This is a genomic window from Saccharibacillus sp. WB 17 (genome assembly GCF_008634075.2).
Taxonomy (GTDB): Bacteria; Bacillota; Bacilli; order Paenibacillales; family Paenibacillaceae; genus Saccharibacillus; species Saccharibacillus brassicae.
The window spans coordinates 17,827-35,162 of the sequence record NZ_VPFK02000012.1 but is presented as its reverse complement, the minus strand read 5'-3'; the positions used below and the strand labels follow the sequence as shown (position 1 = coordinate 35,162).

At 58.7% G+C, this 17,336-nt stretch carries 21 protein-coding genes; 3 read left to right on the top strand and 18 right to left on the bottom strand.

The genetic code is table 11. The annotated features are described in order from the left end of the window. Nucleotides 1-2: 2 nt before the first annotated feature. From FTE24_RS04210 to FTE24_RS04145, 14 genes are all read right to left on the bottom strand, one after another. Nucleotides 3-848 carry a hypothetical protein gene (locus tag FTE24_RS04210; RefSeq protein ID WP_150229298.1) on the bottom strand — a complete coding sequence of 282 codons (846 nt, stop codon included), beginning with the start codon at nt 846-848 and terminating at the stop codon, nt 3-5. A 1-nt stretch (nt 849) separates the two neighbouring features. Then, nucleotides 850-1,521: a hypothetical protein gene (locus FTE24_RS04205; protein ID WP_150229300.1), complete on the bottom strand. Its 672-nt coding sequence runs from the start codon at nt 1,519-1,521 to the stop codon at nt 850-852. After that, entirely contained in the window at nt 1,518-2,429 is a 912-nt protein-coding gene (locus FTE24_RS04200) for an SAF domain-containing protein (RefSeq protein WP_160441647.1), read from the bottom strand. Before FTE24_RS04200 ends, FTE24_RS04205 begins: the two co-directional genes overlap by 4 nt. 18 nt (nt 2,430-2,447) lie before the next feature. Continuing rightward, nucleotides 2,448-3,890, bottom strand: coding sequence for a serine/threonine protein kinase (locus FTE24_RS04195; RefSeq protein ID WP_160441646.1), 1,443 nt, complete (start codon nt 3,888-3,890; stop codon nt 2,448-2,450). Nucleotides 3,891-4,042: 152 nt separating this feature from the next. Beyond that, complete coding sequence (locus tag FTE24_RS04190; protein ID WP_415663160.1) at nt 4,043-5,119, bottom strand: SAM-dependent methyltransferase; 1,077 nt, start codon at nt 5,117-5,119, stop codon at nt 4,043-4,045. A 104-nt stretch (nt 5,120-5,223) separates the two neighbouring features. After that, nucleotides 5,224-5,532 carry a thioredoxin family protein gene (locus tag FTE24_RS04185; protein ID WP_160441645.1) on the bottom strand — a complete coding sequence of 103 codons (309 nt, stop codon included), beginning with the start codon at nt 5,530-5,532 and terminating at the stop codon, nt 5,224-5,226. Beyond that, nucleotides 5,529-5,897, bottom strand: coding sequence for a cyclic-phosphate processing receiver domain-containing protein (locus tag FTE24_RS04180; RefSeq protein ID WP_150229305.1), 369 nt, complete (start codon nt 5,895-5,897; stop codon nt 5,529-5,531). Before FTE24_RS04180 ends, FTE24_RS04185 begins: the two co-directional genes overlap by 4 nt. A 33-nt stretch (nt 5,898-5,930) precedes the next feature. Next, on the bottom strand, nt 5,931-6,761 hold the full coding sequence (locus FTE24_RS04175) for an Fpg/Nei family DNA glycosylase (RefSeq protein WP_141449957.1): 831 nt from the start codon (nt 6,759-6,761) through the stop codon (nt 5,931-5,933). A 22-nt stretch (nt 6,762-6,783) separates the two neighbouring features. Next, a complete protein-coding gene (locus FTE24_RS04170; protein WP_150229307.1) occupies nt 6,784-7,593 on the bottom strand; it encodes an HAD-IIA family hydrolase in 810 nt (269 codons plus the stop codon). A 6-nt stretch (nt 7,594-7,599) separates the two neighbouring features. Next, entirely contained in the window at nt 7,600-8,541 is a 942-nt protein-coding gene (rnz, locus tag FTE24_RS04165; RefSeq protein WP_150229308.1) for a ribonuclease Z, read from the bottom strand. Nucleotides 8,542-8,714: 173 nt separating this feature from the next. Next, nucleotides 8,715-9,524: an HAD family hydrolase gene (locus FTE24_RS04160; RefSeq protein WP_150229310.1), complete on the bottom strand. Its 810-nt coding sequence runs from the start codon at nt 9,522-9,524 to the stop codon at nt 8,715-8,717. A 63-nt stretch (nt 9,525-9,587) separates the two neighbouring features. Next, nucleotides 9,588-10,118, bottom strand: a complete 531-nt coding sequence (locus FTE24_RS04155) for a hypothetical protein (RefSeq protein ID WP_141449961.1) — start codon at nt 10,116-10,118, stop codon at nt 9,588-9,590. Between the two features lie 152 nt (nt 10,119-10,270). Continuing rightward, complete coding sequence (locus FTE24_RS04150; RefSeq protein ID WP_141449962.1) at nt 10,271-10,474, bottom strand: DUF896 domain-containing protein; 204 nt, start codon at nt 10,472-10,474, stop codon at nt 10,271-10,273. A 146-nt stretch (nt 10,475-10,620) separates the two neighbouring features. After that, a complete protein-coding gene (locus FTE24_RS04145) occupies nt 10,621-11,022 on the bottom strand; it encodes a LysM peptidoglycan-binding domain-containing protein (protein ID WP_150229311.1) in 402 nt (133 codons plus the stop codon). 302 nt (nt 11,023-11,324) lie between these two features. Between FTE24_RS04145 and lexA the strand changes: the two genes are divergently transcribed. Both lexA and FTE24_RS04135 read left to right on the top strand, forming a co-directional pair. Continuing rightward, nucleotides 11,325-11,951 (top strand): transcriptional repressor LexA, encoded by a 627-nt coding sequence (gene lexA, locus FTE24_RS04140; protein WP_141449964.1) that lies wholly within the window; start codon nt 11,325-11,327, stop codon nt 11,949-11,951. A gap of 152 nt (nt 11,952-12,103) precedes the next feature. After that, nucleotides 12,104-12,280 carry a hypothetical protein gene (locus FTE24_RS04135; protein ID WP_160441644.1) on the top strand — a complete coding sequence of 59 codons (177 nt, stop codon included), beginning with the start codon at nt 12,104-12,106 and terminating at the stop codon, nt 12,278-12,280. Here the strand turns inward: FTE24_RS04135 and FTE24_RS04130 are convergent. From FTE24_RS04130 to coaA, 3 genes are all read right to left on the bottom strand, one after another. Continuing rightward, nucleotides 12,222-12,614, bottom strand: a complete 393-nt coding sequence (locus tag FTE24_RS04130) for a hypothetical protein (protein ID WP_150229313.1) — start codon at nt 12,612-12,614, stop codon at nt 12,222-12,224. The genes FTE24_RS04135 and FTE24_RS04130 overlap by 59 nt on opposite strands. Nucleotides 12,615-12,725: 111 nt before the next feature. Then, a complete protein-coding gene (locus FTE24_RS04125; RefSeq protein ID WP_237401627.1) occupies nt 12,726-13,688 on the bottom strand; it encodes a D-alanyl-D-alanine carboxypeptidase family protein in 963 nt (320 codons plus the stop codon). Nucleotides 13,689-13,735: 47 nt separating this feature from the next. Beyond that, on the bottom strand, nt 13,736-14,659 hold the full coding sequence (coaA, locus tag FTE24_RS04120) for a type I pantothenate kinase (RefSeq protein ID WP_141449967.1): 924 nt from the start codon (nt 14,657-14,659) through the stop codon (nt 13,736-13,738). Nucleotides 14,660-14,836: 177 nt separating this feature from the next. Here coaA and FTE24_RS04115 point away from each other — a divergent pair, with 177 nt between their 5' ends. After that, nucleotides 14,837-15,445: a hypothetical protein gene (locus tag FTE24_RS04115; protein WP_150229317.1), complete on the top strand. Its 609-nt coding sequence runs from the start codon at nt 14,837-14,839 to the stop codon at nt 15,443-15,445. Between the two features lie 184 nt (nt 15,446-15,629). Here the strand turns inward: FTE24_RS04115 and ilvD are convergent, their stop codons facing one another. After that, the gene (gene ilvD, locus FTE24_RS04110) at nt 15,630-17,321 is read right to left on the bottom strand and encodes a dihydroxy-acid dehydratase (RefSeq protein ID WP_150229320.1); all 1,692 of its coding nucleotides are present in this window, start codon (nt 17,319-17,321) and stop codon (nt 15,630-15,632) included. Nucleotides 17,322-17,336: the final 15 nt, after the last annotated feature.

Sequence of the window (17,336 nt, the reverse complement as noted above, 5' to 3'; positions counted from 1 at the left end):
TTCTACGAAACTCCTTTCGCGGCATCGACATGCTTCAATCTCGTGTTGATGCCGATCTCTTCGAGCAGCTTCTGCGCCGTGCGGCGCGCTTCGGCGATAAAGCGGTAATTGCCGTGCTTGCGATCGAGCGGCCGGCTTCTGGCAATAAATCCTTTGATATCCCCGTCGTTGACCGCATCGCGGAAATCGGAATTGTAAGGCAGCGTCAGCGCCGATTCCCGGCTTCCGTATTTGCGCAAAATGCTGGAAGCTTTGTATTTGGAATCCGGGTCGTAACCGGAGAACAGCAGCAGCTGCTTTTTGCCGTGCAGCTGCTCCGGCCAACCGCTGCGATCGAAATACCGTTCCAGCATGCCGACATTTTGATTGAGGCAGACGACGACCAGATCCGCGTCTTCCAGCACCTGAGCGGCCGCTGGACTGTCGGCTCCCGAACGGACATCGAGCAGGATGCAGTCGTAATACGCGCGGGCATTGGCATAGATATTCCCGATCAGTCCGCCGGCATTTTCGAACTGCAGCCGATTCATTCGTTCGGAACCGCCGAGCAGATCGAGGCGATGGCGTTCGATCATCCAGGCATTGTTTTTGACCGTTTCGCGTTCGAGCTTCCCGCTGCGGGCCAACCTGACCAGCGCGTCGAGTCCCGTGCCCGCTTCCGCCGCCTGGTCGCGGCCGTAGGCGTTGATCGAGCGGGCAAAGGCCCGCTCCAGCGTATTCTCTTCGCCCTGCGGCTGCGAGACGAGCGTCCGAATGCCGTATTCGCTTCCGATCAGCGCAGCGAGCGCGCCTACGGAAGCGGTCACCCCCGTTCCGTGCCCGATTCCCCAAAATGCGATTTGTCCCATTTCATTTGCTCCTCTCGGCTCTGTTCCAGAGCTTGCGCGTTTCCCGTCGATCCAGCCCCAGCAATACGGCGGCTATGCCCTGCACCGCTTGTCTCATCGCCGGAGACAGCCCTTTGAGTTTCAATCGGCCGGCATATTGATTGCCGATCTTGAGCGCCAAATCCCGTTCATCGGGATAATAGACAAACGATTCTTTCCAGTCGATCGGGAACGCTTCGAACTGTTCGGCGATGTACGATTCTCCCGGTTCGCGCGCTTCTTCGATCCGCACGGCGCGAAAAGCGCACAGCTCGGCGAGCGGCCGCCGTAAGAAATAGCTGTTCAGGAGCCGGACGCAGCGCCGAACCGACGCGTGTTCGCAGCCGCCGACCAAAAACCGGTAGGCTGTGTCCGGAAATGCCGGCAGCCGCCGCGGATCGTCCGTATCGTACAGTACAATGTCGTAGCCTTCTTCGAACCCGGACTTGGCGCCTTCGGCGGGAATCCAGACGTCGAATCCGTCGTATTCCCGCGGTTCGCCCGGAACGTCCAATGCGGGAAAAGAAAACTCGTAGCGCTGACCGGCCGTATAATCGACGATCAGCACTTCGCATCCCGCTTCCGCCAACATTTTCGCCACGTAAAACAGCAGATCCGTTTTATCGCGGTCTCCGATAAAAACAGCGGTACTCAATGCGCTTCCCCCTCGGCGGCAGCGGCGTCTTCCCTATCCGGGAGCAGCGCGTTATCCTGCGTGCCGGGATTGACGATATCCAGATTGGCTTTGCTGTTCAAATATTTCTGGATCTCTTCCGGCGTCAGCAGATCCAGCCCGTTCTCCAGCTTCTCGCGCCGGCGCCGCTCCAGCTCCGTGACGGCGCGCTGCACGATGTTCGGATCGCTGCCGATCAGATCGAGCACACTTGCGTTCGATGGATACGTGACGACCGCTTCCGCCTGCAAGCCGGGTTCGACGTAAGTCAGCGCATAGATCGAAGCATCGTTCAGGTACGCGTCGACAATAGCCGAAGACATCGTCAAAATTTCCCGTTCGCTCATACGGATCCATACGGTGCCCGCAGACAGGTCTTCCGCCCGCTTTTTCGACAGCACGATAAAATCTTCGCCCGTCGGGAATTTGACGCGCACGTCGACGAATTCGCCGGCCGCCAGCCGGGTCGGCAGTTCGATCAGCCGAAACTCCTGATTCCGCACGTCGTTGGGCATAACCGCTCCTTCGTACAGCATCGATTCGCTGACCGGCGTATTGCGGGCCAGCGCCACTTTGGCGAAACGGCCGACCGCTTCCGCTTTGGTTGGCAGGTTGTCGGGCACCGTCGCTTCGACGACTTCGATCTGCGCGAGATCTTCTTCGCCGATCTTTTCTCCGGCGCGGATGTCCCGCGTCAGCGCAAAGACGGGGACGCGCCGCGCATCCATGTCCGCTATCTGGCGTTCGTAGTCTCCGCGCTCCGCTTCGTAACGGTTCTCGATGGAACGGATGTACGGCAGGCCGGCCGCCGTGCAGATCAGCAGGGCGGCGGCAGCCCCCGCTCCGGCGGCCAGCAGACGCTGCCGCTGTCGAAACCTTATTCTTGACATGATCATGCTCCCTTCGTTTTACCGAAATCCCAACTTCAGCCGCGAACGTCGTTCCCGTTTGGCATACAGCGTGCCCAGAATCGGCTCGAACGCTGCCCGGCATTGTCCCCCGAACGGATCGGGCAGCAAAGGCAGCGCATATACGTGCTTGCTGCCGAGCCGGCCGCGCAGTTCCCGAATGTCTTCACTCGCCGCGAACGGCAGCACATATCTCCACTTCGGCCGCACTCTCACGCTCTCGCGCCGAACGAAAGCGACCCACTCGCCGCTTCTCCATTCGCGGCCCGAACCGACGACTACCGGAACGTCGGCCCGCTGAAATTCTTCGAAATCTCCAGCGTCTCCGCATAGCCCCAGATCGAGCACGACATACCGGTATCCCCGGCCGAACACGTCGGCCAACCGTTCCCGGCCCGCATCCGGCCAATAATCCACGCCCTGAACGCTGAACGTCGGCCGATTTTTGAGCGGCTCTCCTTCCCATGCCAGCGCGATCCGGGCGAAACTTCCCGCCCGCCGGTCCAATTCGACGATTGCGGTACGCCCGCCTTCGCGGGCCAGCGTATGCGCCGCGGCAATCGCGGTATGCGTTGCGCCGCAGCCGCGGAACAAACCGAGCACCGCGACGGTCGACGTCCCGATCCCGCCCGCTCCGGCTTCCGCCGATTCGCCGGCCGGCCGAACAAGCCGCTTGATCTCCGCCATCGAGGCGTAGCGGTCTTCCGCGCGGTAACTGAGCATTTTGCGAATCGCCGCTGCAAGCGGCGGCGGCAGATCCGGACGCAGCGCCCGCTGCGCTTCCGGCGTCCATGCGCTGAATTGCCCGCCCGTGCACAGATGTAGCAGCAGCGCACCCAGCGCGTATTGGTCGCTGGACGGTTCGCTGCGTCCTTCGTACTGCTCGGGAGCGGCGAACCCGATCGTGCCGAGCTTGACTGTATCGTCAAGCCGCCCCTGGCCCGTACGGCGCGCAATGCCGAAATCGATCAGCCGGACGGCTCCGTCTGCGCCGATCATGACGTTGCCGGGCTTCAGGTCGCGGAACACGATCGGCGGGCTCTGCCCGTGCAAATAGTCCAGCACGTCGCAGATCCGCAGCGTCAGTTCCAGCACGAACGCAAGATCGGGACGCCCGCCGCAGCGCGCCGCGTATTCCCCGAGGTTCATGCCTTCGATGTATTCCATGACGAGAAACACTCTTCCCGACGCGTCGGGCGACAAAAAATCGACGACCTGCGGCAAACTCGGATGGCGCAGCCGGGTCAGCATCCGCGCTTCGTTCCCGATCCGTTCGTAATCTTCCGTAGCGGCCAACGTTTCCTTGACGGCCCAGCGCTTGCCCGGAAGCTTGGCATCGGAAGACAGATACACCCTCCCCATGCCGCCGCTTCCGAGCACGCGTTCTACCCGGTATCGTTCGCCGATGACCGTTCCCCGCTCCAATTCAGCCGGCTTCGGCATCTTATCCCTCCTTTTTTGGACAAAAAAAGAAAGCATCCCTCGTGGCCGGGGTCCGAAGACCGAGTCCATGAGGGATGCTTTCCCTGTTTTGCCGCTGCTATGATTTTGAAGTCATTATAAACCGGCTGCTTGCCGACTGTAAAGACCTATTTTCAATACTTGATCATGTACAGCGTAATTTCCTCGCGATTGTGGAACAGCTGCTTGGAGCGCTGAACCTGCAGGCGGGAACCTTCAAGCGACGCGATCACTTCCTTGATCAGCGCCATCGGCTTTTTGTGCATCAGCTTGATCGTGATGATCGCCGTGCCGCCGGGCGCAAGCGCGTGCAGCAGACCCGTCACCAACTGAACCATCAGTTTGGGACTCCAGCTCATGTCGCACACGAGCAGGTCGAACTCGTTGTCGCGGAATTTGATCTCGCTCGCATTTTTGCGGATATAGGTCAAATTCGGCATTTTCAACAGCGAAGGATGCAGCTTGGCGGGATCGACCGCCGTCACTTTCAGCCCGCGTTCGAGCAGCAGCGATGTCCATCCGCCCGGCGCCGCGCCGATATCGACCGCGCTGCGGTAAGCCGACAGATCAAGACCGAATTCCCGCTCCGCTTCCAGCAGTTTGAACTTGGCGCGCGACAGCTGTCCTTCTTCCCGGCGAAAACGAACGGCTCCGCCGCTCCAGTCCGACAAGTTGTCTTCCGGACGCGAAATGCCCGCATAGACGCCGGACGGCGTGACGTAGACCGAGACGATCCAGTCGGCGCCTGCCGAGACGAATTCCGCTTCCGACCCGCGCAGCAGCTCTTCCAGCCATTCTTTGAGCTGCGGCGCGCTGTCGCCTCCGGCGCCTTCGCTTTTGCGTACCTGCAGCGCCGCTTTGATGCCCGCCGCAAGCAGGCCGCTGCCCAACACGAACCCGGCGGCCGCCGACAGCAGTTCGCCGACGTTGTCGCCTTCGCGTTCGAATTGAACAGGTTGGACGTGACGCAGGAAAATCGGACGGCTGTCCGTCATTTTCCGTACCGCTTCTTCCGCGCCGGTATTCAATTTGACCAGCAGCACTTCGCGGTCGCTCAGCACGCTGCTTTTGACCGATCCGAACAGACGGCGCAGCTCTTCCTGCGCGTAAGCGGCGAAATCCCGGTTGGCGGTGCAAATAAACGTGCTTTCTTCCGGCAGCGCGTCCGCCGCTTCGATCGGTTCTACGTGTTCTTTTTCATGCTCGCTCAAAATACGTTACCCTCCACAGGACTCCGGCATCGAAAAAAACATCTTCCCGGTGCCGCGTCCTTTCTTGTTCGTTCTTGTCATTTGATGCGAATTCCGCCTGGCCCCTACCCGATAAAATCGAGCAGATACGGCACCGACTGCATCGCATAGGCCGTTCTCGGCTCGCCGCGTGTCCCCGGTTCGAAGACGCTCAGCGAAGGCGTGCTGCGCACGCGGTACTTTTGTATGAATTCGGGCGCAAAGTTCAGGTCCAGCGCATAGATGTCGATCTCGGGATTCATCTGTTCGACCACTTCGAGCATCCGCCGCGCCACGCGGCACGTTCCGCAAAAAGGGGTATGCCCGAAAACGATAATCCGGCGTTCCCCCGCTTCGATCCAGCCAAGCAGTTCGCGTTCTGTCGACTCTCTCACGACTGCGATTGCTCCGCCGCGGCGCGTCTGCGGACGTCTTCCGGCATCGAATCGCGGTGCAAGATGACATGTTCCGGCTTGCCCGCGTACAGAATTTCGTACATGCTGCGGCGGCCGTATTCGCTGGACGTATGCAGGTAGATCTCTTTGGGGAATGTGCCGTTGGCGACGATTCGGGCCGCAACTTCGCTTCCGCTCGGCTGGTCGGTTCCCATCTCGTGATCGAGCGACAAAATGCCGACTTCGCAGTCCCGCAGCAGCGTCAGGCATTCTTCGCCGGTGCGGGCCAGCGCGAACCCTTCCGGGCACGGACGCCAATCGTCCATGTACAGATGGATTTTCGGTTTGTTTTCCGTATTCGTCATGTTAGGACTCCTTCCGCGCTCTCGCGCTTTCGATCAGGAGAAGACCGGCGTCTGTTCGTGCTGGCACTGCGGGCAGTAATACGCTTTTTTGCCCGCTACGTCCATTTTTTGCACCGGTGCTCCGTCTTCCGTACACGGTTGTCCTTCGCGCTCGAACACCCGGCACTGCGAGAGATACCCGCCGGTTACCGCGTCGTCCGCGTTCAGTGGAACAGTAATGCAGCCTCCGCCGTCGATCGCGGCCTTGAGCACTTCTTCCAGCGCTTCGTACAGACGGGCCGCACTTTCGCCGTTCAGCTCCTGCGTTTTGACCGAAGGCAGCAGGCCCGCGGCAAAAGCGATCTCGTCCGCGTAGCGCGGACCGATTCCCGCGACCAGCTTCTGGCCGGTCAGGATGCTGCGCAGCGCGCCCCGGCGCTTCTTGAGCTGGGACACGAAGTACTCCGGCGTCGCTTGACGGGAAAACGGATCGGGCCCGAGCGTCTTGAGCACTTCGTCCAGACCGCGTACGGTCATCAGACGCAGCACGCTGCCTTTGCCCGCGATATACAGCGTCCGTTCCCCGAAGCCGATCTCGGCCTGAGAGACGAACGGCGGCTGCTCGTCTTGTTCCCCGCAGTAAAGCGCTCCGTCTTTGGCCAGAGCGATCAGCAGGCGATGCCCGTTATCGAGATGGAAAATAAGAAACGTTCCGCGGCGCTCCAAAAAGAGCAGGCTTCTGGCTTCCAGCGCGGCGGCAAATTCTTCCGGCTCGACATCGGTACTGTGCGCATGGTTCAGTTTCACTCGTTGAATCGGCAGGTCGAGAATCCATTGACCCAATTGTCTGCGGTAATGTTCGATTTCCGGCAGTTCCGGCATCATGCATCGTTCCTTTCCGTGTCGCTTAGTATCCGCTTAATATCCAGTCTTGGATTTCACGTAAATTGTGTCTGATCAGATCCGGCTTGGCGTCGGCCAGAACCTGATGACGTTCGAGATTATGCGGCGTCGTGACGCCTTCTTCGGTCAGCAGCAGCAGCGAGCGGCAGCCCGACTGCGCGCCGGCTTTGATATCGGTCATCATGTTGTCGCCGATCACCGTCACGTCTGCGGCTTCGACGCCGAGGAGATCGAACGCGAAATTCATCAGGATCGGCGAAGGCTTGCCGATGACCGTAGGCTTGACGCCCGTCATCGCTTCGAGCGATGCGCCGAGCGTGCCCGCTCCCGGCATCAAGCCGCTTTCCGAAGGCAGCAGCAGGTCGGGATTCGTCAGCACGAATTCCGATCCGCCGAGAATCCAGCGGCCTGCCTGCGCAAGCTTTCCGTAGGAAAACTCGCGGTCGATGCCTTGAATGACGTAATCGGGACGTCCCGGATCGCCCACAAATTCAGAGAGGCCGGCCGCGGCTACCTCGCCGCGCAGTCCCGCTTCGCCGAATATCGCGACCGAAGCGCCGGGCTTGCGCTGCGCGATATAGGCCGCGGCCGCCATCGAAGACGTGCAGACCTGCTCGCGCTTCGCGGGAATGCCCATGTTGTTCAAGCGTTGGGCGACCGTGTCCTGGGACGCGGACGAATTGTTGGTCAGAAAAAGAAACGGGATGCCGCGTTCGTTCAGCGCCGCGATCAGTTCGTCCGCTCCCGGAACGCGGCGTTCGCCGTGATACAGCGTCCCGTCCAGGTCGATCAAAAAAGCGTTGGGGCTTGGCATCGGTCTTCAGTCCTTTTCTCGGTCTTGCGCAGGGCGAACGGGATAGGTCTCATGTTCCATCGCCAACTGCGTGTTGGGAAAAACGGCTCTCGCTTCGTCCAGCAGAGGCTGGAGCTGCTCGGGATCTTTGTAGCGCGAGCTGAAATGCGTCAGAATCAACTCGCCCACGCCCGCCTTCTTCGCCGCTTCCGCGGCCTGAACAGCGGTGCTGTGGTAATATTTCTGCGCCAGATCGGCAAATTCGTCGGTAAACGTCGCTTCGTGCACCAACAGGTCCGCTCCCGCCGCGAGCGGATCGATGCCCGGCGTCGGACGCGTATCGCCCAAAATCGTAACGATGCGGCCGCGCTTGGGCGGCCCGAGCACCTGGTCCGGCGTAATCGTGCGTCCGTCTACCGTAATACTCTCTCCATTCTTAAGCTTACCGTATTCCGGCCCCGGACGCACGCCCCATTCCCGCAAAAGCTCCATGTTCAGGCTGCCCGGGCGATCTTTTTCCGTCATGCGGTAGCCGTAGCTCTCGATCCGGTGTTCCAGCGCCGCAGCTTCCACCTTGATCTGCTCGTCTTCGAAAATCAAGCCGCCCGCATGTTCCACGATGTCCAGCCCGAACGTCACCCGGCTCTGCGTCGCGCCGAGCGTCACTTCGAGAAACTGCTTCAGCCCTTGAGGACCGTATACAGTCAGCGGAGGCGCACCTTCCTGCGAGGAGCGGCTGGACAGCAGCCCCGGCAGGCCGAATACATGGTCGCCGTGCATATGCGTAATAAATATTTTTTCCAAACGGCTCAGCTTGAGCGGCGAATGCAAAATCTGGTGCTGGGTCGCTTCGCCGCAGTCGAACAGCCAGGACGAACGCCGTTCCTCCAGCATGCGGAGCGCGACGGAAGTAACGTTTCGCTGCGTCGTGGGCAGTCCTGCATTGGTCCCGAGAAAATAAAGTTCCACAGCCGCACTCCTCCTTTCTGCTTGCACATTCTATTTGCCTATTCTAAATGTTCATTAAATACCCGAATACCGATCGGGGTAATCGTGACCGCCGGGCGGCGACAGACTTGCAAACAGGCGAAAAAAAGCCCGCCCGCCGCAGCGGGCGGACGGAACACCGTATCGCCGATTTCTCAGGAAACGCGGATTCCGGCCAGCCGAGGCAGGTCGCGCAGGGATTCGATCTGATGCACCGGCACGATACCGGAATGGGGCGGACGACCTCCGCGATTGATCCAGACCGACGGAATGCCCGTGTCCAGCGCTCCGCGGATATCCGTGCTCTGCTTGTCGCCGACCATCAGCGCTTCTTCCGGCTCCACGCCGAGCAGGCTGAGCGCATGGCGGAAAATCGCCGGATCGGGTTTGCCTTTGCCGAACGTACCGGAAATGACGATATGGTCGAAGTAAGGCACGAGCTGCGGAACGCCGTCGAGCTTCTCCTGCTGCAGCGACGGACAGCCGTTCGTCAGCAGCAGCAGCTTGACTTCGCCTTTGAGCGCGTCGAGCACTTCGTACGTTTCTTCATAGACGTGGGGACGGCTGCGGCGCTCGGCCGCGAACCTGTCGGACAACTCGAGCGCAAGCGCTTCGTCTTCGATGCCCAGATCCGCCAACCCGAGGCGCCAAGCTTCTTTGCGGTACGCCGGAGCGATCTCCTGCAGCTTGCGGAATTCCGGCTGTTCGCCTTTGTCAAAATTCGCCCAGAGTCCTTCGAACGGATTGATGCCGATCATCTGGGTAAAAGGGTAGGTGTCGTAGCCGGCGTACAGTTCCCGGGCGCGTTCGCGCACCGCTTGTTCGAACGCCTGCGCGTCGATTCCCGTGCGTCGAGCCGCTTCTTCAGCCACGGCCGCAAAAGATTCCCGAATACTGCGCTCGTCCCAGAGCAGCGTGTCGTCCAGATCGAAAATTACCGCTTTAACCTCATTGTTCACCGTCATGTGTCGTCCCCTCACTCTTCCTGTATGGTCTGCTTCCCGGCAAATTCCGATTCAACCGCTCGCTTACTTCTTCTCGACCGGAATCTGGTGCTGCTCGGCGAATTCCGTTACGCGCGCGGCAATCTCGTCCGTTTTGAACATTTTAAGGAAGCGCGAGAAAATCCAGTTGGCGCCTTTGCCTTTCGTTTCTACCGTGACGTAGCCTTTTTCGATCCGGAACTTGGCGATATCGCCGGCCATGATCGTGCGCTCGCGGTTGAAGCGGATCGTGCTCATCCGGTCTTTGCCGATACGCAGGAAAGGCCGGCGCAGGAACATGATGACCGCCAAGATGAGATACATCACGATGATGAACCAGTACGACGAGCCCGACGCTTCTTCGACGCCCGACATTTGGGCCGAAATCGTGATGGCCGTCAGGAACAGGGCGATGACCAGCAGGAACACCGGGAACATATAGTTCCGGCCTTTGAACGTATCGAACGATTGGCTTGAAGTGCCCGACCCGCCGATTCGTTCCTGACCCGATTTTTGCCTGTAAGTATTCGTTTTTTGCTGATTTTTGCGAACCTGTCTCTCCCACGAACGGGACATGCGTTTTCCCCCTTAAAATAAGTCACTCTATATATAAGAAAAACCCGCCGGTTCGCGGCACTCCCTTTTCCGCGAACCGGCGAGCCGTTTCCGTTCCGGTAAAGCGCTTGCGGAGCAGGTCTGCACTAGCGAGACCTCCTCCGCAAAAAAAATCAGTGCAGCTTCGAATCGCTGCCCGGCTCTTCTTCGTCGACCCATTTGATCGTATCGAGTTCCTGCCGGAAATTGCGCCGAACGTTGCCGAGATACACTTCGCGAAGCTGCGCGCGTTCCTGCGCTTCTTCTTCGGTCAAGCCTTCGGCTTTATGTTTACGGGCCAGTTCGTTGATCCGGCCTACCAAAATATCGATATCCACGCGTAACTCCTCCTTAATTACCTTGCTTCTATATACTTTCACATGAAAAAAAGAGCTTGTCAAGGCGATAGCCCTGCAAGCTCCTGCGTTTGGATCAGGTACGTCGATCGGCGTTCCCGCGCGCTTCGCAACCTGGCGAGCGACGATCAGAAATTCGGAAGAATCAGTTCGTCGCCGGAGTGGATCTCGCTGCCGCTCAATCCGTTCTTCTGTTGGATGCCGGCGATAAAAATGCGGGTGTCCGCGCCTGCCGGCTTGCGGCTCTCGGCGATCGACCACAGCGTGTCGCCCGGCGAGACGATGACCGTGTGGACTTCCGCTGCCGGCTTGTCGTTTTGGAACGCATGCACGACTCCGGTGCCCGCGAACAGTCCGATCAGGACGAACAGCAGCAGACGCGCTTTGGCGGTCGTGCTTCCGCTTCGCCGATAAGCGGGAAACTTCCGATTATATAAAAAAGACAAGCTGGAAACGGATCTGCCGCCGCGCGACTCGGTTGGCGTGCCGGCCGTCTCGTAAATGCTCTTATACGTCGTGTATTTTGGCATCTTACACACTCTCCCAAACGTTTGTTCTGCCTTCTGCGAATTAATATAGCACGAACATACGTTTCAGGCAATAGTTTTTGGAACGCTTGTTCGGGAAAATTTGTTCCCCTTTTTATGCGGTCCAAAAAGGGCACCCGAACGCCTGTTTGTAAAAAAATCGTTTGCTTTCGAACTTACGTTTGTACGAACGGAAGTTCTATGCTATAATTTGCGCGTATAGCATTCGACCGTCTGTTCGCATGTTTCGGATGCTCATAACTTGAATGACACTACTATAGATTAATGGATGGGGTTGATACGATATGTCGAAGATATCCATACGCCAACAGGCCATTTTGGAATTTATCCGTACTGAAGTCAAATCCAAAGGGTACCCGCCTTCCGTTCGCGAGATCGGCGAAGCGGTAGGACTCGCTTCCAGCTCGACGGTGCACGGACACCTGGATCGCCTGGAGAAAAAAGGGCTGATCCGCCGCGACCCGACGAAGCCTCGCGCGATCGAGCTGCTCGGTCTCGAAGAGTCGGATACGGGCAACCTGTTCGCCTCGACGATCCGGCGCGTTCCGGTCGTCGGCAAAGTCACGGCCGGCGTGCCGATCACGGCAACCGAGAACATCGAAGATTATTTCCCGCTTCCGCAGACGATGGTCGGCGACGATCAGGTGTTCATGCTGTCCGTCATCGGAGACAGCATGATCGAAGCCGGCATCAACAGCGGCGACTACGTCGTCGTGCGCCAGCAGCAGACGGCCAATAACGGCGATATCGTGGTGGCGATGACCGAAGAAGACGAAGCGACGGTCAAGACGTTCTACAAGGAGAAGGATCATATTCGCCTTCAGCCGGAGAACCCGACCTACGAACCGCTTCGCTTGACGCACGTGACGATTCTTGGCAAAGTCGTCGGTTTGTTCCGTAACTTCCATTGAGTCTGGGAGGATCATCTGACCTTTACCGCTCCAACTAGAAAACTCCCCCGAAATCGGAGGAGTTTTTTTGTGCGATATGGGCGGCTTGCGAATAAGAGTTTCCCGTTTAAGAGATTCCCGTTCAAATTCCATCTTATTTAAGGAGGATCGTCATGGCCGATCTGATGACTGTTTCTTTTCTGCTGTTCGCGGTATCCGCGGTGCTTGGCGGCATTGCCGTCTATCGCCGCCGCCCGCGGCAGGTTCGGATCTACTTCGGCGCGGCACTGGTCAGTCTGCTGCTTGTGTTCGCCTCGCTGGTGGCTCTGTCTCTGTCGGGCGGCGCTTGACCGTCGAACCTGTCGGTTGATGCAGCGCCCGCTGCGCCCGGTGTCCGGGCGTGCGGGATATCTTGCGCGCGTCCGCCGCCGAAGTGCCGAATCTCGGCGGCGGCGTCTTCGGCCGTTCGTACGCTTTGCGCAGCAGCACGATATGCTGCATCGACGACTTGTCGAGCCAACGGATATAGGCGGCCTGTTCGAGATTGACCAGCGCAATCGTGACTTCGCGAAAAGCCCCGCCGCTGTGGCGGATCAATCGCGCCATCGACAACCAACGGAAAGCGCCCCAGCGATGGCGGCGCAAAATGCCGAGAATTTTCAACTCCAGTCCATTCATGTCCACAAACACACCCTCCCGGCCCCTCGATCGAATCGCATCAGGCAGTTCCTCCGCAACCGATCGGAACGTATGTTTGTATTATAAGCGAACGTGCGTTCTTTTTCCACTCCAAATTCAAAGCTTCGGGTAGACGTTCAGCGCGTCGAGGATATGGTAAGGCTTCGTCCAAGGCGTTCCGTCTGCTCCCGCGGTGACGAGAATGTACGATCTGCCGTTTTTGACCGCAAGCGACGCCAGACACAGCCCTGCCGCCCGGGTGTAACCTGTTTTGCCGCCCAAAATTTTGCCGCCTTTGAACTGCAGCGTCGGAGCGCTCTCGGACAGCGTGCTGCGCACGGTCAATCCGTTCGGATGGCTGTTCGTCGCGCCGATCGCATGTTTCTCCGTCGTGATCAGTTTGCGGAACGTGGCGTTTTTGAGTCCGGCCCGCAGCAGGATCGACATGTCTTTGACGGTCGTGTAATGGTTCGGATCGTGCAGACCGGTCACGTTGGCGAAATGCGTATGCGTCATGCCCAGCTTTTTCGCTTTTTGATTCATCTTTTTGACGAATGCCGCTTCCGACCCTGCGACCGCGTAGGCCAGTCCCATCGAAGCGTCCGCCCCGGAAGGCAGCATCGACCCGTAGAGCAGATCGATTCCTTTCACTTTTTCGCCCGGCAGGAAGCCGGCCATCGAAGCGCCTTCTTTTTTGAGCGCGGGAAACATGGACGCCGGCAGCGTAATTTTCTTCTGCTTGTCCGGCAAGCCTTCGAGCGCCACGAGCACCGTCATCATCTTGGTCATCGAAGCGGGATAGACTTTTTGGTTGATATTTTTTTTCATCCGCATCTGCCCGTTGTTCAAATCGATCAGAATCGCGTTCGAACTGTAGAGGCCGCTCGCAAGATTCGACGCCGATACGAGCGACGACGCGGATATGGGGACGATACTGGCTCCCCCGGCAGGCGACGCCTGAGCCGGCTCGGCCGCAGCGGCGCTCCCTCCGATCGCAAGCGCCAGTACCGCCGACAACATCGCTCCGCGTTTGGAACGAACGGCACCCCACCGGCTCTTTTTATGCGTAAACAGCGGCAAAACGAACTCCCCCTTCGTCATTTCGACTCTCTTTTTCATACCCCGTCCTACAAATCTTTTAAAAACACGCGGTGGATCTGATGGTCCGGCCCTTTGCTCAGCACCAGGTCGGCCCGGCCGCGCGTCGGCAAAATGTTCTCGTTCAAATTGAGCAGGTTGATCGTCTCCCAAATGTTCGTGGCGCGCTCGACCGCTTCGCGCTCCGTCAATTCCGCATAACGGTGAAAATACGAAGACGGATCGCGAAACGCGGTCCGGTGCAGCAGCAAAAAGCGATCGATGTACCAGTTGCGGATTTCTTGCTCCTCGGCGTCGATATAGACGGAAAAATCGAAAAAGTCGCTGACGAACACCGGCTGTCCTTTGCTGACCTGAAGCACGTTGACGCCTTCAACGATCAAAATGTCCGGACTGTCCACGATCTCGCTTCGGTCCGGCAGCACGTCATACGTGACATGCGAATAGACGGGCGCTTCCACCTGACGTTCGCCGGCCCGGACTCGGGTCAGGAAATCGAGCAGCTTTTTGGTATCGTAGCTTTCCGGAAATCCTTTTCGGGCCATCAGCCCTTTCTCTTCCAGCACCCGCGTCGGATACAAAAACCCGTCCGTCGTGACCAGGTCGACCGTCGGATGGTGCTCCCACCGCGACAGCAGCGTCTGCAGCAGGCGCGCGACGGTGCTTTTGCCGACGGCCACGCTGCCCGCCACCCCGATGATAAACGGCTTATGTACCGGCTCGCAGCCGAGAAAAGCGCTCGTGACCTCGTCCAAATACTGCGCGGCCCGGACTTTGAGATTGATCAGCCTCGTCAGCGGAATATAGATCTCTTCGACCTCTTGCAGCGAAATTTTATCGTTTAACCCTTTGATCCGCTGCAGTTCTTCTTCAGACAACCGTAATGGCGTCCGGCTCCGCAAAGCGGCCCACCGGGCCCGGTCGAATTCGACATAACTTCCGTAAGCATTCATGTTGGACCGATCCCTCACTCACTTAGACAAAGTAACTCTAGTCTATCAAATTGGGGCAAGTTTGAACATGCGAGAATGACAGGCTGCGAAAAGAAGACCGAAAAAGACCGTATTTCTCCCTGCTCCGTGATTCTGGTAAACTGAATAAAGTCCCTACCGGGCCAAGGAGGATCAACAATGACTAAACTTTTCCGGGTCATGGCAGCCGCGGCGCTGCTGACCGGCCTGCTGTCCGCCTGTACCGCCGATACGCCGGATCCGCTGACCGCTTCGCACGATATAAAGGAAGCCGAAGACGTGCCTGCAGTAGATACGGCCGAGCCGGGAGAGGTACCGGATGCGCCAGGTCTGACCGTGCAGCAGTTCGAAGAACGCTTCAATACAAAAGCCGCGGAAGTCGGAGCGAAAATGAATCTGGAACCTTCGACGTTCTCGCAAGGATCGATCCCGAATACGTTTCAATATGCGATTACCGCCAATCTGATTTTGACCGGCACGCTCAATCCGGCGGACGATTCGGTACGTGCCGCAAGCCTGCTGACGCAGGGCGACGGCAGCGAAGCGACGAGCGCGCACTTTTTTACCGCAATGTCGCTCGTCATGCTTACGATGGATCCCAGCCTCGATCTGGACCAGGTCACCGAAATTGCCGACGCACTCAAGATGACGGAAGCGGATACCGATTTCTCTTCCATTAACGAGACTACCGATCGCGGCGGCCTGCGCTACCGGATTGAAGGTTCAAAAGAAGGCGCCGTGCAGTTCAGCGTGGAACACCCTCGATAATTGAAGCGGACTGTGCCAGCGGTCTTCAGGCGAGACATCCCCGCGCGTCAGAAGACATCCGGGCGAATGAGGCAAAACGTTCGCGGCAGCACGCAAAAAGGCTCTCCGGATATCCCGGAGAGCCTTTTCCTGTTCGCATATCCCCTATATACCATCCAAAACGTTCAAACGTCAGATGAGGTACTTACTCGAACAGATCGGTAACGGCGCCTTTCGAAGCGGAAGACACCTGTCTCGAATATTTGGCGAGCACGCCGGAGTTGACTTTGAATGGCGGCTGCACCCAAGCCTGTTTGCGGGCCGCCAACTCTTCGTCCGTCACTTCGAACGTGATCTGCTGCGTCTCGCTGTCGATAACGACCGTGTCGCCGTTCTTCAGCAGTCCGATCGGTCCGCCCACCTGTGCTTCCGGCGAGACGTGCCCGACGACAAAGCCGTGCGAGCCGCCCGAGAACCGGCCGTCCGTAATGAGAGCTACCGCTCCGCCGAGTCCTTTGCCGACGATCAAAGCGGTCACGGACAGCATTTCCGGCATGCCGGGTCCGCCTTTCGGTCCGCAGTAACGAATGACGACGACGTCGCCTTTGTGGATTTGGTTTTGCAAAATGGCTTCCGTCGCTTCGGCTTCGCTGTCGTACACTTTGGCCGGTCCGACGAAGCGCTGGATCTTCATGCCGGACATTTTGGCGACGGCGCCTTCGGGAGCGAGGTTGCCTCGCAGCACGACGAGCGGTCCGTTCGGCTTCAACGGCTTGTCGAGCGGACGAATGATCGTCTGATCCGCTTGCAGCCCGGACGCTTCGGCCAGATTCTCGGCAATCGTCTTGCCGGTTACGGTCAGGCAGTCTCCGTGCAGCAGTCCTTCGGCAAGCAGCAGCTTCATGACGCCGGGAATGCCCCCGATGTCGTTCAGATCCTGCATGACGAACTGGCCGCTCGGCTTCAGATCCGCCAGATGGGGAACGCGCAGACGGATTTCTTCGAAATCGTCCAGCGACAGATCGACGCCGGCCGAGTGGGCAATCGCAAGCAGATGCAGGAACGCGTTGGTCGATCCGCCCAGAGCCATAACGACGGTGATCGCGTTCTCGAACGCTTTCTTCGTCATGATGTCACGCGGGTAGATCTCCTGCTCCAGCAGCGCGATAACCTGTTTGCCCGCTGCGGCGCATTCCGCGGCTTTGCCCGGCGAAATCGCCGGCGTGGACGAAGAACCCGGCAGCGTCATGCCCATCGCTTCGGCCGCAGCCGCCATCGTGTTGGCCGTATACATACCGCCGCATGCGCCGGGACCCGGACATACGCTGCATTCGACTTTGTGCAGTTCTTCTTCCGTCATCTTGCCGTCGTGATACAGGCCGACCGCTTCGAAAGCGGTGACGATATCGACGTCTTTGCCGTCAAGCTTGCCGGGCTGGATCGTTCCGCCGTAGACGTACACGGCAGGCACGTTCAGACGGCCGATCGCCATGAGGCAGGCCGGCGTGTTCTTGTCGCAGCCGCCGATCGCCACGATTCCGTCGAACCGTTCCGCGCCCGTCACGATTTCGATCGAATCCGCAATCGCTTCCCGGCTCGGCAGCGAGAACAGCATGCCTTCGTGGCCCATCGAGATGCCGTCGGATACCGTAATCGTATTGAAAATGAGCGGTGCGCCGCCGTTGTCGCGCGCGCCCTGTTTGGCATGAACGGCCAAATCGTTAATGTGCATATTGCACGGAGTCACTTCGCTCCAGGTGCTGGCTACGCCGATCATCGGCTTCTTGAAATCTTCGTCCGTAAATCCGACCGCGCGAAGCATGGCTCTGTTCGGTACCCGATTGGCACCCTCGCTAATAACATGACTGCGAATCCGAAGATCTTTTCCGTTGGCCATTTCTTCTCACTCTTT